General features: G+C 47.5%; 23 protein-coding genes. 13 read left to right on the plus strand and 10 right to left on the minus strand.

The genetic code is table 11. From position 1 onward, the window contains the following. The first annotated feature begins 4 nt into the window (after window positions 1-4). The 5 genes from EZE20_RS09845 to EZE20_RS09865 all read left to right on the plus strand — a co-directional run bounded on the left by EZE20_RS09845 (window position 5) and on the right by EZE20_RS09865 (window position 4,883). Window positions 5-427: a secondary thiamine-phosphate synthase enzyme YjbQ gene (locus EZE20_RS09845; RefSeq protein WP_132117036.1), complete on the plus strand. Its 423-nt coding sequence runs from the start codon at window positions 5-7 to the stop codon at window positions 425-427. Continuing rightward, complete coding sequence (locus tag EZE20_RS09850; protein WP_132117038.1) at window positions 424-2,247, plus strand: PorZ beta-propeller-like domain-containing protein; 1,824 nt, start codon at window positions 424-426, stop codon at window positions 2,245-2,247. The genes EZE20_RS09845 and EZE20_RS09850 overlap by 4 nt, the downstream gene beginning before the upstream one ends. Before the next feature lie 120 nt (window positions 2,248-2,367). Further along, window positions 2,368-2,997 carry a uridine kinase gene (gene udk, locus EZE20_RS09855; RefSeq protein ID WP_132117040.1) on the plus strand — a complete coding sequence of 210 codons (630 nt, stop codon included), beginning with the start codon at window positions 2,368-2,370 and terminating at the stop codon, window positions 2,995-2,997. 92 nt (window positions 2,998-3,089) lie between these two features. Further along, window positions 3,090-4,397, plus strand: coding sequence for a porin (locus tag EZE20_RS09860; protein ID WP_228713664.1), 1,308 nt, complete (start codon window positions 3,090-3,092; stop codon window positions 4,395-4,397). Window positions 4,398-4,496: 99 nt separating this feature from the next. Beyond that, window positions 4,497-4,883, plus strand: a complete 387-nt coding sequence (locus tag EZE20_RS09865) for a hypothetical protein (protein WP_199879883.1) — start codon at window positions 4,497-4,499, stop codon at window positions 4,881-4,883. A gap of 46 nt (window positions 4,884-4,929) precedes the next feature. Here the strand turns inward: EZE20_RS09865 and moaA are convergent, their stop codons facing one another. The 5 genes from moaA to EZE20_RS09890 all read right to left on the minus strand — a co-directional run bounded on the left by moaA (window position 4,930) and on the right by EZE20_RS09890 (window position 9,021). Then, the gene (gene moaA / locus EZE20_RS09870; RefSeq protein WP_132117042.1) at window positions 4,930-5,922 is read right to left on the minus strand and encodes a GTP 3',8-cyclase MoaA; all 993 of its coding nucleotides are present in this window, start codon (window positions 5,920-5,922) and stop codon (window positions 4,930-4,932) included. A gap of 92 nt (window positions 5,923-6,014) precedes the next feature. Further along, window positions 6,015-6,929 (minus strand): bifunctional molybdenum cofactor biosynthesis protein MoaC/MoaB, encoded by a 915-nt coding sequence (gene moaCB / locus EZE20_RS09875; protein WP_132117044.1) that lies wholly within the window; start codon window positions 6,927-6,929, stop codon window positions 6,015-6,017. Between the two features lie 60 nt (window positions 6,930-6,989). Next, window positions 6,990-7,436, minus strand: coding sequence for a molybdenum cofactor biosynthesis protein MoaE (locus EZE20_RS09880; protein ID WP_132117046.1), 447 nt, complete (start codon window positions 7,434-7,436; stop codon window positions 6,990-6,992). A gap of 93 nt (window positions 7,437-7,529) precedes the next feature. Continuing rightward, complete coding sequence (locus tag EZE20_RS09885; protein WP_132117048.1) at window positions 7,530-7,769, minus strand: MoaD/ThiS family protein; 240 nt, start codon at window positions 7,767-7,769, stop codon at window positions 7,530-7,532. Between the two features lie 55 nt (window positions 7,770-7,824). Continuing rightward, window positions 7,825-9,021: a molybdopterin molybdotransferase MoeA gene (locus EZE20_RS09890; RefSeq protein ID WP_132117050.1), complete on the minus strand. Its 1,197-nt coding sequence runs from the start codon at window positions 9,019-9,021 to the stop codon at window positions 7,825-7,827. 180 nt (window positions 9,022-9,201) lie between these two features. On the opposite strand from EZE20_RS09890, the gene moeB reads away from it, so the two are divergent. From moeB to EZE20_RS09915, 5 genes are all read left to right on the plus strand, one after another. Continuing rightward, window positions 9,202-10,290, plus strand: coding sequence for a molybdopterin-synthase adenylyltransferase MoeB (moeB, locus tag EZE20_RS09895; RefSeq protein ID WP_228713666.1), 1,089 nt, complete (start codon window positions 9,202-9,204; stop codon window positions 10,288-10,290). Between the two features lie 91 nt (window positions 10,291-10,381). Next, the gene (locus EZE20_RS09900) at window positions 10,382-11,500 is read left to right on the plus strand and encodes an XdhC family protein (RefSeq protein WP_132117052.1); all 1,119 of its coding nucleotides are present in this window, start codon (window positions 10,382-10,384) and stop codon (window positions 11,498-11,500) included. A 448-nt stretch (window positions 11,501-11,948) separates the two neighbouring features. Beyond that, entirely contained in the window at window positions 11,949-12,740 is a 792-nt protein-coding gene (locus EZE20_RS09905) for a lytic transglycosylase domain-containing protein (RefSeq protein ID WP_132117054.1), read from the plus strand. Window positions 12,741-12,952: 212 nt separating this feature from the next. Further along, window positions 12,953-13,399 (plus strand): peptidylprolyl isomerase, encoded by a 447-nt coding sequence (locus EZE20_RS09910; protein ID WP_132117056.1) that lies wholly within the window; start codon window positions 12,953-12,955, stop codon window positions 13,397-13,399. A gap of 152 nt (window positions 13,400-13,551) precedes the next feature. Next, complete coding sequence (locus EZE20_RS09915) at window positions 13,552-13,812, plus strand: hypothetical protein (protein WP_132117058.1); 261 nt, start codon at window positions 13,552-13,554, stop codon at window positions 13,810-13,812. Between the two features lie 42 nt (window positions 13,813-13,854). Here EZE20_RS09915 and EZE20_RS09920 read toward each other — a convergent pair whose 3' ends face one another. Beyond that, window positions 13,855-15,474: a sodium/sugar symporter gene (locus tag EZE20_RS09920; protein ID WP_132117060.1), complete on the minus strand. Its 1,620-nt coding sequence runs from the start codon at window positions 15,472-15,474 to the stop codon at window positions 13,855-13,857. A gap of 133 nt (window positions 15,475-15,607) precedes the next feature. Further along, window positions 15,608-16,459 carry a hypothetical protein gene (locus EZE20_RS09925; RefSeq protein ID WP_199879884.1) on the minus strand — a complete coding sequence of 284 codons (852 nt, stop codon included), beginning with the start codon at window positions 16,457-16,459 and terminating at the stop codon, window positions 15,608-15,610. Window positions 16,460-16,530: 71 nt separating this feature from the next. Between EZE20_RS09925 and EZE20_RS09930 the strand changes: the two genes are divergently transcribed. The 3 genes from EZE20_RS09930 (at window position 16,531) to EZE20_RS09940 (ending at window position 18,697) form a co-directional block, all read left to right on the plus strand. Then, window positions 16,531-17,490, plus strand: coding sequence for an NAD(P)/FAD-dependent oxidoreductase (locus EZE20_RS09930; RefSeq protein ID WP_132117062.1), 960 nt, complete (start codon window positions 16,531-16,533; stop codon window positions 17,488-17,490). Between the two features lie 325 nt (window positions 17,491-17,815). Further along, window positions 17,816-18,226, plus strand: a complete 411-nt coding sequence (locus tag EZE20_RS09935; protein ID WP_132117064.1) for an antitoxin Xre/MbcA/ParS toxin-binding domain-containing protein — start codon at window positions 17,816-17,818, stop codon at window positions 18,224-18,226. Window positions 18,227-18,235: 9 nt separating this feature from the next. Continuing rightward, window positions 18,236-18,697, plus strand: coding sequence for an RES family NAD+ phosphorylase (locus EZE20_RS09940; protein WP_132117066.1), 462 nt, complete (start codon window positions 18,236-18,238; stop codon window positions 18,695-18,697). Window positions 18,698-18,867: 170 nt separating this feature from the next. On the opposite strand, the gene EZE20_RS09945 is transcribed toward EZE20_RS09940, so the two are convergent. The 3 genes from EZE20_RS09945 to purH all read right to left on the minus strand — a co-directional run bounded on the left by EZE20_RS09945 (window position 18,868) and on the right by purH (window position 21,822). Continuing rightward, window positions 18,868-19,407: a GNAT family N-acetyltransferase gene (locus EZE20_RS09945; RefSeq protein WP_132117068.1), complete on the minus strand. Its 540-nt coding sequence runs from the start codon at window positions 19,405-19,407 to the stop codon at window positions 18,868-18,870. Window positions 19,408-19,432: 25 nt separating this feature from the next. Next, window positions 19,433-20,158, minus strand: coding sequence for a lysophospholipid acyltransferase family protein (locus tag EZE20_RS09950; RefSeq protein WP_132117070.1), 726 nt, complete (start codon window positions 20,156-20,158; stop codon window positions 19,433-19,435). 128 nt (window positions 20,159-20,286) lie between these two features. Further along, the gene (gene purH, locus EZE20_RS09955; RefSeq protein ID WP_132117072.1) at window positions 20,287-21,822 is read right to left on the minus strand and encodes a bifunctional phosphoribosylaminoimidazolecarboxamide formyltransferase/IMP cyclohydrolase; all 1,536 of its coding nucleotides are present in this window, start codon (window positions 21,820-21,822) and stop codon (window positions 20,287-20,289) included. Window positions 21,823-21,909: the final 87 nt, after the last annotated feature.

Below are 21,909 nucleotides of genomic sequence, written 5' to 3' on the forward strand. Positions count from 1 at the left end.
TCAAATGCTGGTATTTCAACATGAATTCATACTAGCCGCCCGGCCTCGGGGTTTTCATCTGATTACCGATCAGATTGTCCGCGAATTTCCCGACCTGCGCCGGATCAAAGCCGGACTTCTGCATGTGTTTATTCAGCACACATCAGCCAGTCTGACGATCAATGAAAACGCAGATCCAACGGTTAGGCGTGATTTTGAAAGCCATTTTAATACGCTCGTCCCCGAAAACGCTCCTTATTACATTCATACCTACGAAGGCAGCGATGACATGCCCGCCCATATAAAATCTGCTATTCTGGGAAGTTCGGTACAAATACCTATCACCAATGGTCGTCTCAACCTCGGAATCTGGCAGGGCATTTACCTGTGCGAGCACCGCAACCACGCCTCCGGGCGGTCGTTGGTTTTGACAGCCTATGGCGTATGAAAAAGCTATTTTTGTGTTTCTTAGGGGTAATCATTTCCTGCATCGGAGTTTTTGCGCAGCAGGAGGTACCACTCAACGGCTGGAAAACTCATTTTAATTATCTATCGGCTCAACGGCTCATTCAGATTCAAAATCGCCTGTACTGCAGCTCGTACAACAGTTTTTTTAGCTTTGAGCCAACGACACAAAACATCACTCTTTTTTCCAAACTTGATGGTTTACACGATACCGGCATCAGTAGCCTGGCCTGGAATCCCGCTCAGCAACTGCTTTTGATTGGCTATCGAAGTGGTTTGCTGGATCTTGTTTCCGTCGAAGAAAATGGCACTTTGGGAGAGATTCGCGAATGGACATTTCTGCGGGATGCTGCTAATTTGCCTGCCAATCGCCAAATCAGAGATATAGTATTTCGTGAGGATTTGGCCTACCTCGCTACCTCATTCGGCGTTGTCGTGGTTGATCCCGCCCGCAGGCAGGTCATGGAATCCTACCGCGCCATTGGCCCCAATGGTACCATAGTGGCCGTAAACCAAATCGCTTTTATGGCAGATAGCCTGTTTGTGTTGACGCCCACCGGCATTCTGGGTACTTCTATGAACGAAACCCTCAACCGTCAATTTTATGAAAACTGGCGGGCAGTTCCTTTCCAGCATTCACCTACATCGCTGGCGGTTTTTCAGGAAGCCCTTTATGCGGGTGTAGCTGGTTCTGGCATTTACCGACGTTCCAATAGAGACTGGCAACTGATTTACCCGAATTCCGGCAGGCGTTTTTCTCTCCGTACCCATAATGATCGGCTGATGGCAACGCTTGACGACCGTGTGTTGATACTAAATCCGCAGGATCAGGTCACGGCTTTTCGTCATGCGTTGCTTACTTCCCCACAGGACGCCCTGCTCGACGCCGCCAATAATCTTTGGGTGGCTGATGCAAAAGCAGGATTGGTAGGCAATTTTGGGGGAAATTTTCAGTCATATAGTCCGCTTACGGCTGATACTACCCTGCCTGCCCGCACCGACTCTATCATTCTGGATCGGAATGGATTGAGCTGGACGCGCCTGCCTTTGCGCCTGGGTGGCGGGATTCTGGTACAAAATCCGGTTTCAGGAGCGCAGCGCTACTTGTCGGTTTCACCGGCCAATGGTGCCCTCCCTTCTTCTCAGATCAATAGTTTGTCCCAGGATCGGGATGGTCGAATCTGGTTTGCGGCTGATCGCGGCGTGGGCTATTTTGTTCCCGAAGGCGTTTTGTCAGGCGGGAATGTTCAGGCAACTTATCCTATTTTTGGACAGCGCAGGTTACTAAGCACCCAAACGAGCCGCGCCATCGTGACCGAACCCGGCAACCGAAAATGGATAGGTACCAACGAAGGTTTGTACTTATTTAACCCCGACGGCACTCGCCTCCTTCGTCATTTCACTGCTGTCAACAGCCCTTTACCATCTCAGGAAGTTCGAGGACTTTTTCTGGACGAGGCAGAAGGACAGTTATTTATTGAGACTCCCTCGGGCATGGTGTCCTACCGAACGGATGCTACGAGCCCGTCAACTTCGGTAGAATCTGTTTTAATTTTCCCCAATCCGGTTCGGCCTGACTACCAGGGATTGGTGGGATTTAAAAATGTACCGGATCAAACGGTTGTAAAAGTGACGGATTTGAGCGGGCGCCTGGTGTTTGAAACCCGGTCGCAGGGCGGAACGGCTTCCTGGGATTTGCGCGATTATACCGGCCGCCGGGCCCGCGGCGGGATTTACCTGGTATTGCTAACCGCCGCCGATGGTTCCGAATCAAAAGCAGGTAAACTGGCGATTGTGGAATAACCGGACCCAAATCTGAAAGAACATACGCCCGGTTCTTCGCTCGCTTTGTAATTTTTCGGATATTCGTGCCCAATTTCGGAAAGAAAGCTTTTTCCGCTGACACCCAAGAAATCAGATCTCATGACTCATCAAAATACCAAGCCCTTCATTGTGGGTATTACGGGCGGAAGCGCTTCCGGCAAAACGTTTTTTATGAAAAGTCTGCTGGCATCCTTTACAAGTGAGGAAATATGCCGGATTTCGCAGGATAATTATTACCGCCCGATTCACGAAATCCCGAGAGATCAGAATGGTGTGGAAAACTTTGACCTCCCCGAAACGATTGATCACCGGCTGTTTGCAGAGCATATTGCCGAGCTGAGAAAAGGAAATATTGTTCATCAAAAAGAATATACCTTTAATAATCCGCTGCTCGAACCCAAAATGCTCACGTTTACCCCTACACCCATCATTATTGTGGAAGGTATTTTTGTGTTTTATTTCCCCGAAATTGCAGAACTGATTGATCTTAAAGTTTTTGTAGATGCCAAAGAGCATATCAAAATAAAACGCCGGATTATCCGTGATAACAATGAGCGAGGCTACGACCTCGACGATGTACTCTACCGCTGGGAACATCACGTAGCACCTACCTACGATAAATTCATCAAGCCACTCCGTTCAGAAGCAGATTTGATTATCAATAATCATCAACGGTTTGACCGCGGCCTGGAAGTACTTGTAGCTTATTTGAAAAATAAGATTTCCTGAGTGAAAACCGAAAAACGCTGTGGGCCAATCCTGCCCGCTTCAAGGCACGTAACTTTTAAAAGGACGTGGGCAGCTTGTCTACTTTTCCATTCATGATGTTTATTAAAAAACCCATATTCCATACTCTGATTGGTTTGTTGCTCTTATTTGCGGCTCCCCTGTGCCGGGCGCAGCTTATTATGGACAACCTGACCGACACTACGCAGTACAACAAAGGGCTTTTTTCATTATACGAGAAATTTAATCGTTTGCGGTTCAGCGGGTATATTCAGCCCCAATACCAAGTAATTGAGTCAAAAGGCGCCCCAAGTTTTAACGGAGGCAACTTCCCTGAGGCCGTAAACAACCGGTTTATGTTGCGGCGTGGACGCTTACGCCTCGACTACACCCACGTGAACGAAGAAGGTCTGCCAACGGTCTTTTTTGTATATCAGTTTGACGGTACGGAGCGTGGCTTTTTCACGCGCGATTTCTTCGGACGAATATTTGAAAACAAATGGAGTGTTATTAACCTCACGGCCGGAATCTTTCCGCGCCCCTTTGGCTACGAAATTAATTTAGGGTCAAGCGACCGCGAATCTCCCGAGCGGGGACGCATGTCGCAACTCCTGATGCGTACGGAACGGGATTTGGGCGCTATGATTTCCTTTAACCCTCAACGCTCAGAACATTCGCTTTCTTTTCTAAAAATTGATCTCGGTTTTTTCAATGGACAAGGACTGAGCGGCACTACTGATTTTGATAGTTATAAAGACTTAATCAGCCGGGTGTCGGTCAAGCAGCTACCCATTTCCTCCAATTTGATTCTGTCGGCAGGAGCTTCTGTTTTATATGGCGGTATGCAGCAGTTTACCAATGAGATTTACCGTATGAAGGGTGATAGATTTGAACTCGATGACTCCGCCGAAAATGTTGGGAACATTGCCCCCCGACACTATGTAGGTGCTGATATGCAGCTTCTTATCAAAAATAAGCTTGGCTCCACCGAGCTACGGGCCGAGTACATTGCCGGCACACAAACATCTACGCGAACTACCACTGAAACTCCGGGCACAATTCCGCTCCGAAACGGCCTGCCGGGACCGCTTTACATTCGTCCGTTTAATGGCGCTTATTTTTACTTTCTGCATTCCTTAAAAAACCCAAAACATCAGTTTCTGGTAAAATATGACTGGTACGACCCCAATAGTGCCGTAGCTGGTAAGCAGCTCGATCAGACTTTTACCGGAGCCGATGTAAACTTTCATACGCTTGGTTTTGGATATAATTACTACGTAAGTGCAAACCTACGGTTGCTTTTATGGGTTGATCGGGTAAAAAATGAAGAAACCTTGCTCGAAGGCTTTCAGAAAGACCTGACCGATAATCAGTTTACCTGTCGACTGCAATTTAGATTCTGATTTCGGACCGCTGAATTTTGGATACACAGAAACCGCTTTTATGTGAATAATTATGTATTTTTCACATCTGTTTATCTCAACCAAAATTTACTTTTATTTATGAAAAATGCCTGGGGATTGCTCGCCGCTCTGCTGATGATCGGTGGATTTTTTGCCTTTAAATCTGCACCCAAAGTAGTTGCCTACGACTACACCCAAATCACCACGATCGAGTCGGTTGTGCCCGGTGGGCTTGGTCGTTCGCGAATGCTTGTAAATGAAAAAGGGGGCATGAAAGAAGAGCTGGACATGAAGAATTTTTTCAGCATTGCGGGTATTAACTTCCAGAATATCAACACAAATGAGCAGTTGATTTTGGAGAAAGTTTCGCAAATGAATGCCAATGGCTGGGAGCTGTTTACCGTAACGCCGGGTGTAGTTAGTCCCGGGAATGGCGGGTCTACCGGGCTTTTTATTACGAGATATTTATTTAGAAAAGAGAAGTAAAAAACCTTGGTTATCAGGTCAAAGCCGGGTAAAAACTACCGCAGAATCAGCCACCAATGGCGATCATGCTGCGGTTTTGTTCATACTCGGCTTTGGCTCCTTTTTCCTGAAAATTACTATGACCTCCGTGTGCAAAATGCTTGGCCTGAAAATGAGCCAAAATGAGCGGACGGATGTCTTCTCCCCGACGCAGTGCCCCGAGTAAATCGACTTCTTTGGTATCAAAAAGGCAGTTTTTCAACTTCCCATCGGCAGTAAGGCGAATGCGATTACAGCCTGCACAAAAATGATTGGTGATGGTGCTGATAATCCCGAACGTTCCCTGCCCGCCTGCAATGCGAAAAGTTCGGGCCGTGTCGTGAGCTTCGCCGGACAGCGGGTCAAAAGTAACCTGCGCCCCGATCATATCAAGTAACTCCTGATAGGGCACCATACGGGAGAAGTCCCATTGATTACCATTGAAAGGCATAAACTCAATAAACCGAACGTGCAGGTTTGGTTCATGAAGGGTAAGGTTCACAAAATCAATGACTTCATCGACATTTAAATCCCGCATGACTACCATGTTCAACTTTACACTAAATCCTTCGCCAAGCAGCCGGTAAATATTATCAAGCGTTTTTTTGAAATGACTTCTCCGGGTAATGGTCTGAAACCGCTCCTCCTGCAAGGTATCCAAACTAATATTGAGAGAATTTACTCCGGCTTTTTTGAGCGTTTCGAGGTATTGATCAATAAAAACCGCATTGGTGGTCAACGTCAAACTTGTGGGCAGTTGCCCCAAAGATTCGATGATGGTTCCTACATCTTTTCGTACCAACGGCTCTCCGCCGGTCAGGCGGATTTTTTGGACGCCCATCTCAACAAAAATACCCGCCATACTACTTATTTCCTCCGCCGACATCAGCCATGCCGAAGGCATAAACTGCATATCTTCGTGAGGCATGCAGTAATTGCAGCGAAGGTTACACTTATCGGTCAGCGAAATACGCAGGTACGTATGTTGACGGCCAAAGGTATCCAAAATTGGTTGAGACATGGTGAATGGTTTATTTCTACTTAAATAATCAACTCTGAAAAATACTTGAACAAAAACCCTTATTGGTAAAATCGAGAAAAACTCATCTAACCTCAGTCATGTTTTTTTCCTTCCATAACGCCAAAAACATGCAATACGTGCGGAAACAATGCATCCATGTATTCGGTCACACCGCCTGTACTGCCGGGCATGGTCAAAATCAGGGTATCATCAATAAGCCCCGCCACCGACCTCGACAGCAAGGCCGTAGGTACACGTTGTTGTCCGTATTGGCGGGCTGCCTCCGCAATGCCGGGAATGGGTCGATGCAGCAGTTCTGAAACCGCTTCCGGCGTGACGTCGCGCGGAGAAAGTCCCGTGCCACCCGTAAAAATAATCAGCTTATAATCAGCCGATAAAAGACTCTTTATTTTGTCCTGAATCCCTGATTTTTCATCCGGGATGACGCTGTAATCACTTACTTCGATAGCAAAAGGTTGCAGCTTTTCCATGATTTTTCTTCCCGATTTATCTTCGGCTACGCCTTTGGAAATACTATCTGAACAAACCACCACGGCGGTTTTCAGGGTGGGCAAATGCACCTGACGGTCGCTCTTGCCGCCTTTTTTTTCGAGCAGCCGAATCGTCTGAATCTCCACGCCTTTGTCAATCGGCTTCAACATGTCGTACATCGTCAGCGCCACCACCGAAGCGCCGTGCATGGCTTCAACTTCTACACCGGTTTTGTAGATCGTCTTGACGGTCATTTCAATCACAATTCGCAGACTTTCCTCTTCTATTTGATAAGCCACAGCGGTATACTCAATCGGAATCGGGTGACAATCGGGCAGTAAATCGGGGGTTTTTTTGACGGCAAGCAGACCGGCCGCTTTGGCCATTTCGAATACATCTCCTTTGGGCACACGACGCTGAACAATAGCCTCGATGGTTTCGGACCTGCTTACCTGAACCACGGCCTGAGCCGTGGCAATTCGCAGCGTAAAGGATTTGTGGGTAATATCAACCATGAAAAAATGAAGGCTATGTAAAATGAGAGAAGTTGACGATTTCTGCTAATGCAGCATTTCTTAGCTATTTTCTTTCCAGGCAAAAGCACCGGAATCGCCCAGGAGTTCTTTTCCAAAAATGGGTACTTTGGCTTTGATTTCCTCCACAATATATTCCAGCGCCTCAAACGTGGGGCGGCGGTGCGGGGAAGACACAAACACAAAAAGGCTGATTTCGCCCACAGGAACCAACCCGAGGCTGTGGTAAATATGCATACAACTAAGCTCAAATTTTTCAAAAGCTGCTTCCCGAATCTGATGAAAAACACCTTCCGCCATTTCGGGGTAAGCTGAGTAGTCAATGCCAGTGACCACGCCTTCTTCTTTTTGGTCGGCCCGGATTTGTCCCAAAAAAATGGCATGAGCGCCAATGTTCGTTTTGGACTGATGTTTGGCGATGGAATCCGAAATAAATGCCGGACTGATGGGACCTTCTACAAAGACTTTTTTGGGAGTTTTACTGCTCATGCGTAGCTATAAGTTTTTAGCAATCAACTTGCCTGATTATTTGAGAATTTATTGGCGATCCGATCCATACATACAAAAATTAATGGATCAGCACTAGCCACCCGCAAAAGGTGGAAGTAGGGCAATTTCGGCCTGCGGCGGAATCGGCAACGCCTCATCGGCTAGTTGATGGTTCACGGCCAGTTGAAATTTGCGATCCCGAAGCACCGGATACTTTTCCAGCAATTGGGCTTTCAGTTGCCCAGCCGTAAGTGGCTCGGGCATCTGCCAGGTTTCAAACGATTGGCCTACGCCCTCGGCAATCATTCCAAAATATAAAATAGATAACGTCACGTTCGGAAAAAGTTAAGACCGTATTTTAAATACAGTCAAATTTGCATGAATCTCATTAACAAAAAAATGGCAACAAATGTGCCTCAACCAACTCACCTTTGGCCACCGTATGCCGGCTGGATGGCAAATAAATCAGTGCATTAGCCAACGCAAACGAGCGCAGCACAAAAGACTCCTGCCCTTCCAGGGCGGTCACGGCTTCGGTGGTAGCTATGGCTTTCAGAAACTCGTCCCGCTCTCCACTAAACGAGTAGTCATTCGTTATAGGAAGCCGAAGCGCAGGCAAAAAGCAATCCGTCCGGCCATACATCAGCCGAATCGCCGGAAGCACATATTCATAAAAGCAAACCAACGTCGCCGCCGGATTGCCCGGCAGAGCCACGATTCGGGCGGTATCTTTGCGGCCCAGGTACAGCGGTTTGCCCGGCCTTTGTTTTACTTTATAAAATATTGAATCTACGCCAATCTTTTCAAGCGCTGTCCCTACAAAATCGTAGGTACCTACCGACACACCTCCGGTGGTCAACACGAGATCGTACTTTGTTGTCATTCCGCGCAGGGCTTCGGTGGTTGCTGCTTCCTCATCGGCCACATATTGGATGGTAATTGATTCAACTCCTTCGGCTTTTAGAACCGCTTCCAGCATGGCCGAACTGGATTCGTAAACCTGCCCAAACCGTAGCGGCATACCAGGTTGCACAAGCTCGTCGCCCGTCACCAAAATGCCAACCAAAGGCTTGCGAAAAACCCAAACTTCCTCAACATTAAGTGCCGCCAAAAAACCCACCGAGCCGGGTGTCAGGTAAGTATTGGCCGGCATGGCAACTTCGTGGGGTCGAATCTGCTGCCCTATGGCCCGCACATTGAGCCCTTCCGGCACCTGAGCCGTGTTGAAAACTATGCCCGACTCTCGCTGCTCGGTTTTCTCCTTCATCACCACGGCTGTGGCTCCTTCGGGCACGGGTGCACCTGTGAGCACTCGAATCGTGGTACCTCGTGCAAGCAGAAGCGGGGTATCGGTGCCAGCCCGCGACTCGCCCACTAGCGGTAGTTCTGTATCAGGAGTAGTCAAATCTTCATGAAAAACTGCATATCCATCCATGGACGACTGCCGAAACGGCGGTAAAGCCAAAGTGGAGCCTACATCTTCTGCCAGCACGTAGCCAACAGCATCTGCTAGCGTTCTTTTTTCTTTGGATAAAACCTGCGTACTTGTCTGTATTAATTGTTTTGCTTCCTGAACCGAAATCATAGCTGATTTAATTTTAATCTTCGGAGTTTTTGATCGGGAGTTTTTTAGAAAATGCCTCCCTCCAAACTTCCAACCTTTTTTAACTGTTACTGAAAGTACCGTCTACACGTGTAGAATCCAAAGATATTCAGAAAGGAAAGAATTGTCCTGAACTATCTCACTAAACGATCCTATCAACTTATGATCTCATCTGACGAACGAAACTACTATTCCCGGCATCTTTCTTTACCGGAAGTGGGAGCGACCGGCCAACAAAAGTTAAAACACGCTCGTGTACTGGTCATCGGTGCTGGCGGGCTGGGCTGCCCGATGCTGACGTACCTTGCAGCTGCGGGTGTAGGCACGCTCGGAATTGTTGATTTTGATCAAGTGGAAGTTAGCAATTTGCACCGGCAGGTGTTGTTTGGAATGGCAGACGTGGGGCGTTACAAAGCCGAAGCCGCCCGCGAGCGGTTGCAGGCGCTCAATCCGCACATTGCCGTAGAGGCGCACGTGTACGCATTGAATCCTGACAACGCTCTTTCGCTCATTTCTCAGTATGATCTGGTCGTTGATGGGTCCGATAATTTTCCGACGCGCTACCTCGTCAATGATGCCTGTGTATTGACAAACAAACCGCTGATTTTTGGTTCTATTTATAAATTTGAAGGGCAAATCAGCGTCTTTAATTTTCAGGGAGGTCCCACCTACCGTTGCCTGTATCCCACGCCGCCGCAAGACGGAGAAATACCCAACTGTGCCGAAATCGGAGTATTGGGTGTGTTGCCCGGCGTGGTAGGTTCACTAATGGCAACCGAGGCTATAAAACTCATTTTGGGGCTAGGGAAAGTGCTTTCAGGAAAGTTGCTGGTGTACGATGCGCTGGAAGCTGGTTTTCGTACGTATACGTTTACCGCCAAATCGGCTTCACGCGCGTTTGATACGTTGCAAAGTGACTACGGCCCGGTATGTGCGCTGCCGTCGGAAAGTACACTGGAAGAACTGGATTGGGAAGAGCTTCAGGCGCTTTTGGACAGCCCTACTCCTCCGTTACTCATTGATGTGCGCGAGCCTGCCGAATACCAACGCTTCAATATTGGCGGTGTCAATTGGCCTTTACGCACCCTGACGCAGCATTTGCCCGACATCCTGCCACATCGTCAGGTGGTTCTTTGCTGTCAGTCCGGGCAGCGCAGCCGCAAAGCCTGGCAGATATTGTCTGATGTTTTTCCCGAATATAACTTCGCGCATGTCAAAGGCGGACTTTCTGCCATTGGAGTTTGGAGTTGAGTAAAACGCCAGCGTTCGTATACGATTTTTATCATTTTAATTTGGAATAAAACCCGTTTAATTTGTAGCTCACCCAGTTAAATCTACCCTCATGAAAGAGATAAAAGCCATTCTGAAAGCCTACGACCACATGGATCATACCACCACCCGCGCAGCATTGGCTACGGTAGTCCGGGTAGAAGGCTCCTCGTACCGACGGACCGGAGCGCGCATGCTCGTGATGGACAACGGAACCTGGGTAGGCGGCATCAGTGGCGGATGTCTCGAAGGCGACGCACTCAAACGTGCCCGATTGGCAATTGCCAAAACAACTCCGAGCCTGATTACCTACGACACCACGGAGGACGATGCGCATCAAATTGGCGTTGGTCTTGGCTGCAACGGCATCATCGATGTATTACTGGCGCCAATTTTTCCCGACGAAAAAAATAATCCCATGGCCATTCTGCGTCGGGTGATAACCGACCACCGACAGGCAAATGTACTTTTGACCATTACACAACTCGAAGGTGAAGTCAACGGCCTGCGTGCCGGGCACATGATCCGGTCCTCAGAAATGGACGAAACGCTATCGGCCGATTTTCCTGAACTTGTGCCCGCGCTGCCCGATGCTGTGGAAGATGTCCTGCAAAACTCCCGCTCTGCCACGCTTTCATTTTTGCTCAGCGATGGCCGTGAAATCCGTTTTTTTGCCGAATTCTTACCCCCCGAATTGCACGTCGTTTTGATGGGGCATCAATACGATGTCTATCCGTTAGTCAGAGTGCTGCACGAGGCCGGCTGGCGTATTACCTTGGTTGCCAATCCCCAAAAAATACATCGGGAAGTTGCACAACTTGCGCAGGAAATCATCGCACCGGAAATCTTCGATCCCTCAATCCTGGATTCGTACACGGCGGTTATTCTGATGTCGCACGATTACAAGACTGATAAGCGTCATTTCCCGTTGGTTTTAGCTTCTCAAACTCGTTATTTAGGCATGCTTGGCCCGAGGGTTCGGGCAGAAAAAATATTCAGAGAAGTAACCGAGGAAGGGACTCTTATAAAAGAGCAGGATATGGAGCGCATTTTTGCTCCCGTTGGCCTGGATATTGGTGCCGTTACTCCTGAGGAAATTGCGCTGTCAATTGCTGCCGAAATTCGGGCGGTTTTTTCAGCAAGGCAGGGCCGTTTTTTACGCCAAAGGCCATCCACAATTCATGAACGATAGGATTTTGATACCGTTAACTAACAAATGTCTACATTTTTAGTACTATTAATAATATATATAGTACAAAACAAATATCTTTACTCACTCCTATTGACCTTGCTCTTAGGTTTTTTCCGGTTACTCTACCCAGCTGTCAAAGCAGGTTCAAAATAATAAAACAGGTTCGTTTCATACAATAGTTGTTTTATGGACCGTTGTTGTACTTGCTACTGTTACTTTCTGGTTATTTGAACGTATACCAATTATAATTTTGAAATTTCCTAAAATTAAAGAATTATATTTAATTGGACTTTTCCCACAACACGTCATTTTGACCATCTGAATTTAATCTTATTCCGGTTACTACTAACTACTGTAAATCAGTTTTTTAGCAAACGGGGAAATTTTTTAAATTCAATTGCGTTATCTTTGTTCAATATTAAATTATGTAGAACCAACCCGAACATGCATGATCCGATTCCTATTTATCGTAGTATCAATAATGTCGTTGGGGGTATTTACTTTTGATCACAAGGCCGTTCCGACGTCCAACTCCGAAGTCCCTTCGGAAGTGGTTGCAGAAGCCGAATTTGACACCAACATTCTCCATGTGCAGTTTTGCGGTGACACCTTGCCCCTACATCTATCGCAGGTAGCGAAGCGCTACCAAACCGCGATAAAATTCTATGATCATCCCTCATTTCAGCGCACCCGCAGTCGTGCCCGGAGGGAGATGAAACTCATCGAGCCAATCCTCAAAAAACATGGCATTCCGGCTGATTTCAAGTACATTCCGTACATCGAAAGCGCCATGAACCCCGAGGCAGTTTCGCCGCGCGGAGCCGCAGGATACTGGCAGTTTATGCCCGCCACGGCCCAGGGCCTCGGGCTTGTTGTAAACGATGAAGTTGACGAACGTAAAGATTTAATTAAATCTACCAAAGCCGCCGCCAAATACCTCAAATGGCTGTATAGCCAACTAGGTGACTGGACGCTCGTAGCAGCGGCCTACAATGCCGGTCCAAACAAGATTATCCGGCAGATGGATTTACAGGACGATGACGATTATTTTGACCTGAAACTAAGCCGTGAAACATCCAAATACGTATTTCGGTTAGTAGCGGTTAAGGAGTGGACCAATCGGCCTGAGTACTGCCATGAGTGGACAAAAACAGAAACTTTGCCCCGAATTGCACGCTTTATGAAACAGCAAAAAGAGCTTGCGGATGGTCCGGCTCTGGCAATGGCCGATTCCTTGTAGGTTTCAAAAACCACGATTAAAAATGTGTGGGCTGCCCGAAAGAGCAGCCCACTTTTTATTTAGCGACAGTCGTTCTATTTTTCGATTGCGTGCAGGTACTTGTCAGGATCGGGTGGCAATCATGCCCTAAATTAGACGTTTGATTGTAAAACCTGTCCTGTTCCTAGTACCTTTGTGAACTAATTACATTACCTAAGAAAAGTTAGCGAACTATGACAAAGGCAGAAATGGTCACCGAAAAGGGGACAATGCAAATTGAGTTTTATGATGATGATGCACCCATTGCAGTAAAAAACTTTGTGGATTTATCAAAAAAAGGCTTCTATAATGGCCTGACGTTCCACCGGGTAATCCCAAACTTCATGATTCAGGGAGGCTGCCCCGAAGGAACCGGACGTGGCGGGCCGGGCTACAAAATCGACTGTGAGCTGACCGGCGAAAAGCAGTACCACGACCGCGGCGTACTTTCGATGGCTCACGCAGGCCGTAACACCGGCGGATCGCAGTTTTTTATCTGCCATAGCCGTCAGAATACCGCCCACCTCGATCGCAATCATACCTGCTTTGGCAAGGTGGTAGAAGGCGTAGAAGTGGTTGACGCTATTCGTCAGGGCGATAAAATCCTGAGCATTACGATTCAGGAAGAGGAAGTAGCGTAAAAAACGCTTGCTGTAAATGAATGAGAAATGCCGGACGGGAAAATTTTCCCGTCCGGCATTTCTCATTCTCAACCCAACATTCTGATTTTATACAGCATAAAGTAAAATGTTATATTTACATTATTGAAAAACAAGTTATCCCGCTTTGACCTATGGAATTCCTCGAAAAAGCCCTTTTACTAAAAAAGGAACTTGACACATTAAGACCATTGAGCAAAGAGCAAGAATTGCGGATCATGCTGGGTCCTACCAACTATTTTATCTTACTAGCTCAAAATAATGATGCGGTACTTGAAAAACGATACGACGTACAATTGACCGAACAGGAAATAAACGAGTTAGTCGGTGCTGAAATGAAAAGACATACAGAAGTGGTTAAAAATAAAATTACAAATAACAAAAAAACGGGCTGATTTGCATCAGCCCGTTTTTACGGAGTAAAACTCTATCTTGTTCTACCAGAAATACGCATACAGGAACGTAATAAGTGCAATGATAACGGCCGCCCCGATCGTAAATGTCCGGTGCGTTTTGAACATGGAGACATCAATGGTAAGTCCTTTGTTTTGACCCGGAGCCACATACCCCAATACGATCATTACGGCTACACAAATCACAAATACCCACCCCATACGATCAAGGAAAGGTACGGTTTCCCAGCCGCTGAATGGAGGGAAGCCATTGTGCATCGCCAACGCAATCAGGAAACCGCCCACGATTGCAAATAGAGCGCCGGCAGAGTTGGTGCGCTTCCAGAAAAAGCCCATGATGAAGGAGGCAAATATCCCGGGAGAGAGCAACCCGGTCATTTCCTGAATAAACTGAAAACCTCCTTTTTTGTCAATGCCCATAAATGGAGCAACAACGATAGCCAAAACCATGGAAACCACTACTACATACCGTCCGATGCGTACAAGCTGTGCTTCGGAGTAGTCTTTTCCAATATAATTTTTAAAAATATCAAGTGTAAAAATCGTAGAAATGCTGTTGGCTTTTCCGGCAAGTGAAGCCACCACGGCGGCTGTCAAAGCAGCGAAGGATAGACCTTTCAGACCCACGGGCAGCAGATTCAATAGTACTGGATACGCTTTGTCAGGATTGATCAGTCCGTCAGGGCCCATCATTTCGGCCTGAAACATGCCCCGGCTATACAGAGAGTACGCCGCAATACCAGGCAATACGACGATAATCGGCATGAGCAATTTCAGAAAAGCTGCAAAGAGAATACCGTTTCGGGCGGTTTTCAAATCAGCTCCAAGGGCACGCTGCGTAATGTACTGATTACACCCCCAATAGTTCAGGTTCACGATCCACATCCCGCCAATGAGCACGGTGAGACCAGGAAGCTGAGAGTAAAATGGAGTTCCTTTCTCAAAAATCATGTGAAAATGGTCGTCGTGGTTTTGCGTCATAGCTTTGAAGCCGGCGATCATTCCCTGCCGTCCGGCATCGTCGGCCACCAAATTTAACGCCAAATACGTAGTTGCCAAACCACCGATGACCAGGAAGAATACCTGAATTACGTCGGTATACCCAATTACCTTCATCCCGCCCAGGGTAATGATGATAGCAAAAATGGCGAGTGCCCACATACAGAGATTAAAATCCAGCCCCGAAATACCGGAAACGGCCAACGCTCCCAAATACAAAATGGACGTTAAATTAACCAGAATATACAGCGCCAGCCAGAAAATCGCCATAATCAGACTTACGCTACGGTTGTAGCGCTGATTGAGGAACTGCGGCATGGTGTAAATCCGGTTTTTGAGGTAAATCGGCATAAAAAAAACCGCCACGATAATCAGCGTTGCGGCAGCCATCCACTCGTAGGTTGAGATCGCCAATCCCATCGAAAACCCATTTCCTGACATGCCAATAAACTGCTCAGCCGAGATGTTGGAAGCAATAAGCGAAGCACCGATTGCCCACCATGTTAGCGAGCCTTCCGCCAGGAAAAAGTCCGTTGTAGACGCTGCTTTTGATTTCTTCTGCTGATACACCCAATATCCATACCCGGCTACCACTATAAAATAGAAGAGAAAAACAATGTAATCCAGCGATTGTAATTGTTGCATACATAGAAAGGGTTAAAATGAAAGGAATTTGACGGTTTTTAGCCGAACGGGGCGAAAATACGCTTTTTGTTAAAATAATGCATGAATTTAGAATTATCCTGCAAAAAATCCTTTACCAGCGTTGTATTGAAAGCTAATGTAATGGGTAGAACGAAGGCGGCAGGCGCCGACGCGCTTCCCCGGCTTTTTTCATGCCCTGATAGCTTTCATCAAACGACCTCCCGTCCTGAATACCCTCCATCAAAACGCCAACGCCCTGCGAGCCTGTGAGCATAAGCCAGTAGGAAACCTCCATACCGGCCGTCATGTAGGCCAGCATTACGTGCCGCTGATTTCCCCCAAAGAACCCTTTCATAGAAGCTAACTGCTCCAATTCCAGCACTTCCTGTGCTCCGTGGGTGAGGTACATCCACTCGTCGTGATAGCTTTGGTACCGTTGCAGACTGTCGGTTTCGACCACAAAGCGGCGGTCCAGCATGAGTGCCAGGCCCTCGTTGAACCACTGCGGAATCTGCCGGGTGGTTTTCCACCAGCCCAGGCGTGTAAAGAGTTCGTCGTGGCACATTTCGTGACTAATAACATCTTCGTTGAGGCCAAACGGATTCAGTATAATGTACGAATCGCCCCAGGGAGTACCAAGGCTGCAGCCTGCGCCTTCGCTGCTGTGGCAGTATTTTTGATATTCCTCCGGACTACTACATAAAATAATAGTAGCTTCGCCCGTGGCTGTTCCCCAAAAAGCAGCCACCCGCTGCCGCGCCCGGAGGATGGTTGCGTACATTTGCTCCCGGTGCCCTGGCGCAATGCCCGGGCTTACGTATAGTTTTTTGTTTACTTTTTCAAAAGTTGAAAAACCAATGGTCTGGCAATAAAATATGTGAGAATAGAGCACGTAATAGCTTATAAATGAAAGCAGTAGCCCGACCATGAGGTACTTGGTGATGCTCAAAACCAAGGGAAATGAAAAACGTAGACGCTTCAACAAAATCAGGTATTTATTGTTGTCAGTAAAAGTAGTAGATAATCGCTTTAAATTTTAATCATACCCCCTTTGCTATGCCCTCTTGTATTATTATAGGCGCCGGAATGGCGGGCCTTACCGCTGCCCATGAACTTCAAAAACACGGCTGGGATGCTACTGTGCTCGACAAAGGCCGGGGCGTTGGCGGCCGCATGGCTACCCGCCGCCTGCTGACTTCCCGCGCCGACCACGGAGCGCAGTACTTTTCGGTACGTACTCCCGACTTCCGGGCGCACGTACAGCAATTATTGGCCGTAGGTGTGGTAAAAGAGTGGAATTTGCAGGAAGCCGACTTTGAACATCCCCGCTATATTGGCTCGGAAGGCATGAGTACCGTACCCAAATACATGGCCGAAGGTCTTTCCATAAAAACCGGCGAACGGGTAGTGCGCCTCGAAGAAAAAGAAGGCGGTGTGCAGGTACGTACCGATACTGGCCACCTGTTTAGCGCCGATGCAGTGATTCTGACTATTCCAGCCCCGCAAGCCTACACGCTCCTTCGCGACAGCGCCATCGAGCTGGCTGCTACCGAACTGTCGGCTTTCAGCACGATTTCCTATCAGCCGTGTTTGGCCGTGATGGTGGTACTCAAACAACCCACCCTGATTCCGGCACCCGGCGTTCTGAATTTTAAGGAAGGAAATATTGCCTGGATCGCCGACAACTACCAAAAGGGTATTGCGAACGATCCGCCTACCGTAACCATACACGCCTCGCCCACGTTTAGCCGGGAAAACCTGGAAGGAGACCTGATGGAGTTGGGACAACATCTATTAGGTCAACTCACCGAATGGATTCCAGCAGAAAGTATTGCTGATTATCAGGTGCATCGATGGCGGTATAGCCTGGCCGATAAGCGTTTCCCTCAGGCATTTGTCGTTTGTAACACGCCCTACCCTATGCTCATGGGCGGCGATGGTTTTGGTATGGGAAATGTGGAAGGAGCCTTTCAGTCAGGCTTGCAAATGGCCCGGCAGTTGGCTGGGACTAAATAGTGGCGAGTTTGTGTAAATAGTTGAAATAGTTTTTTATTTTATTCAGTTTCTAACTCTGCATGTTTTCTTCATTCTAAAAAAATTTTACACCCAATACTAATAAAGGTTGAGCAGGGGAAATGTAATCCTTGCTTAACCTTTATTTTTTAAAAATCTTTCTCGCAAAACTTATCCTTTCAGCACCTTCCTCATCCTTCCAAGCTCCAAAGCCATTTTAGGAATAACTAAGCGGCAGGGAATTTTGAACGATTGATTGATAACATTTAAAAAACAAAGTGAAAAATGTTTATTATCTTAGAGAGATTTTTCACCAGAAGCTATGTCGATGAATCAAATACAGCCGAATAAAGACCTCAGCACAACGCCATATTTTGGAGTAGTGAGTCAGGCCCGGCAAGGGGTGTCAAGAACGCTGGCTGACGAGGTGGCAGCGCTTGTAGGGCTTACCGATAAGGAAATGGCTTATATTTTGAGCATGACTCCCCGCAACCTGCACTATATAAAAGAAGATCAGCGCTTTGGCACAACGGCTTCGGAGCGGCTACTGCTTCTGAAGAATGTACTTTTGCACGCGTTGGATACCTTTAACCAAAAGCCAGCCGTGGTACTTCAATGGCTCAGAAATCCTATCCGGGAATTAAATGATCAATCGCCCATTCAACTCATGGATACGGTTACGGGGTTTGGCCTGGTAGATGATGTTCTCGGTCGCCTCGATCATGGTATCCCTGCTTAGTACTGCGTTATGATTGTGTATCGCATTATTCGGGAAAAATTCAGGCATGAGGCTCTTTCGTCCGTGGGCAGTCGCCTGTATGGTGGCAGATGGAATCCCAAAGGGACGGCAGTGCTTTACACAACCTCAACCCCTGAATTGGGTCTTGTCGAAACCCTTGCGCACGCTCCTGATGTACGCTACGAAGATTTGCCCCGCTACTGGCTTTCTCAAATTGAAATTCCGGACAACCTGCGTTCATATACGGTGGAAGATATGCCGGAATACTGGCAGGACAAAACCTACGACCGAACCCAGCAGTGGCTGCATGACTGGCTGGAAAACCCAGACGTACTGGCCGTTGGCGTACCTTCTGTTATAGTACCTTTCTCCCAAAATATCATGATTCATCCCGCGCATCCCAGGTTTGCTGAGGTACGACTTCTCAGTCAACAACCTCTCCTGATTGATGAAAGGCTTTGGCGAAATTAGCTCTTTGAATAAGTCATTTTATATAACTGATAGAAGTTATCTTTTGGCGGGTATTTTATGTAAATATTTGATTAATAGCAAGTTGAAAATATTACACCCAATACTAATAAAGGTTGAGCAGGGGAAATGTAATCCTTGCTCAACCTTTATTTAAAATTTTCTCTAAAATCTCACTCTTCAAGTACTTTCTGCATCACCACAAATTCCAGTTCCTGCCGGGGTTTTCCAAAGTTTATATCCTCTTTCGGAAAAGGACGACGCTCTTCCGTGAGCACATATCCCCGCCGTTCATACCATGCGATGAGCTCGGTACGGAGTGAAATTACGGTCATTTCCACCACCCGGCAACCCGCCTGTCGGGCATACGTTTCGGCATCTGCGAGCAATACTTTCCCTACGCCCTGCCCCTGCGCATCCGGTGAAACCGTGAGCATACCCAAATACATGAGATCGCTTTTTTTATGAAGATACACCGAGCCCATCAAGGCTTGGGTCACTTCGTGACGATGTAGTAAAATAGCCGTACCGGGCTGCGCCACCATCTGAGCGAGCAGCTCCTCAGTCGTACGAATTCCGTCAAACAAATCGGCTTCGTTAGTCCAGCCTTTGCGAGCGCTATCTCCCCGATAAGCGCTGTTTACCAGAAGGTTGATTTCAGGCAAATCTTTTTCAGTTGCTATTTCTTTTAGAAATTGATTGGGAAGAAACATGACTATTTATAAATTAAAAGAGACCTCATTTATTCAGCTCCCCCTGCACTACCTGCCGCCATTTCTCCATCAGGTCAGGCACATCTGCCTGCGTGAGCCCAACGGTCGGAATTGGCGCATGCACCACGGCCCGAATAACGCCGGGCCGCAGCCGCAAAGGACTCCGGTCGGGCAAAAGTACGTGATTGGTTTGCAGGCTGACGGGCAAAAGCGGTACCTGCTGCTGAATGGCCATCACGAATGCGCCTTTTTGGAGAGGCAGATGAATCTGAGGAGCATTTTTAGTAATAATACCTCCCTCCGGAAAAATCATCACACTTCGACCTGAGGCCAACGTTCGGATCGACTTGCTGAGCGAGTAAGCCCGGCTGTTACCCTTTTCGCGGTCGACCTGAATGTGTAATTTCCTGAACATATAGCCAAACAACGGTACTTTTTTAACGGCATGTTTGCCCACAAAAGCAAAGTAATTGTCCACCACAACACCCATTGTGGCAATATCGAGATACGAAAAATGATTGGCACATATTACGAACGTTTCCCGGCGAGCGGGTTTGAAACGATATTCTACCCGAACGGGCATGCCGATTAACGGAAAAAATAGCCTGCCCCACACCCGATTGATTTGGTGTGCGAAGGGTTTCCAACGGTCTTTTTGTAAAAAAAGCCAGGTAAAAGGAAACAGAATTAGAAAAAGTAAAATGAACCAGAAAGCGCACCAAAGTGTGTAGAGCAAAAGAAAGATACGCATGTGATTTTTGAGGAAAGGTAGGTAAACTGAGTTAGCGCTGCATGGGCTTCAAAAATAAGAATCTCCTCCCAATTCAGGAGGAGATTCCAGGAAAATGATAAAAAAGCAAGGCAATGCCTTACTTTCTGTTAATGTTTAAAATGGCGAATTCCGGTAGTTACCATAGCCACGCCGTTGGCGTTGCAATAGTCGATAGACTCTTTGTCGCGGATAGAGCCGCCGGGCTGTACCACAGCCGTAACACCCGCTTCTTTGGCGATTTCGACGCAGTCGGCGAATGGGAAAAAGGCGTCGGATGCCATAACGGCTCCGTTGAGGTCAAAGCCAAAAGCTGCCGCTTTGTCAATTGCCTGCCGAAGCGCATCCACGCGTGAGGTTTGTCCGGTTCCGCTGGCAAGCAGTTGATTTTCACGCGCCAGCACAATCGTATTTGACTTGGTATGCTTGCACACTTTCAGGGCAAATTCCAGCGATTTCAACTCGGCTTCGGTTGGCGCTTGGGTGGTAACGGTTGTCATTTGGGCCGCCGATTCGGTTTTCAGATCTTTGTCCTGCACCAAAACTCCGTTCAGAATAGTTTTGAACATTTCGTCAGGCAAAGTCAATGGCTTCCGGCGCAGCAGAATGCGATTTTTTTTGGATTGCAGAATTTTAATTGCTTCCTCTTCGTAGGCAGGTGCAATCAGAATTTCCATAAATAACTTATTCAATTCTTCTGCCGTAGCTACATCAACCGTTGTGTTAGTTATAACTACACCCCCAAAAGCCGAAACCGGATCGCAAGACAGTGCGTTCAGATACGCTTCCTGAGCCGTGGCAGCCGTAGCAATCCCGCAGGCGTTGGTATGCTTGATGATGGCAAAAGTTGGGCCGGATTCGGTAAATTCATCAATCAGACTTACGCAGGCATCTACGTCCACGAGATTGTTGTAGGAAAGTTCTTTGCCGTGTAATTTATCAAAAATGGCGTCAAGGTCGCCAAAAAACGTAGCCTGCTGATGTGGGTTTTCGCCGTAGCGCAATGACTGAGCGGGCAATGATTCGAACTGACGAACGCCTGATGAGTCGGACGCCGCTCCTGAAACAAACCACTGATTGATGGCCGTGTCGTAGTGCGACGAAACACCAAAGGCTTCTGCTGCGTAGCGACGGCGGTCTTCCAGGTCGGTTGCGCCATCTTTTTCGGTGAGTAAAGTCAGCGTTTGGGCATATTGCGTGCGGGAAGAAACGATAAGCGTATCTTTAAAATTTTTGGCCGCTGCCCGAATAAGAGAAATGCCTCCGATGTCAATTTTCTCAATAATATCTTCGGCGTCAGCACCGGAAGCCACCGTTTCCTCAAATGGATACAGGTCCACAATCACCATATCGAGGGCAGGAATCTTGAATTCTTCGGCTTGTGCCACATCGCCTTCGTGGTCGCGGCGGTAGAGAATCCCCCCAAAAACGGCGGGATGAAGGGTTTTAACCCGTCCTCCAAAGATAGAAGGATAGCCCGTCAGGTCTTCCACAGCCGTTACCGGAATTCCCAAATCTTCAATAAAAGATTGCGTTCCGCCGGTCGAATACAGCTTTACACCCTGCGCATGCAGTGCCCGCACGAGCGGTTCAAGGCCGTCCTTATAGTATACAGAAATGAGGGCGGATTGAATTTTTTTTGACATCAGAATCTATTTGAGCGTTAGTAAATATATTGTGAAAAATATCTTTTTTGACGTCCTGAGCAGTTTCTTAAAATCAGGCTGTTGGTT

It is taken from the genome of Arundinibacter roseus (assembly GCF_004348825.1).
Classification (GTDB): Bacteria; Bacteroidota; Bacteroidia; order Cytophagales; family Spirosomataceae; genus Arundinibacter; species Arundinibacter roseus.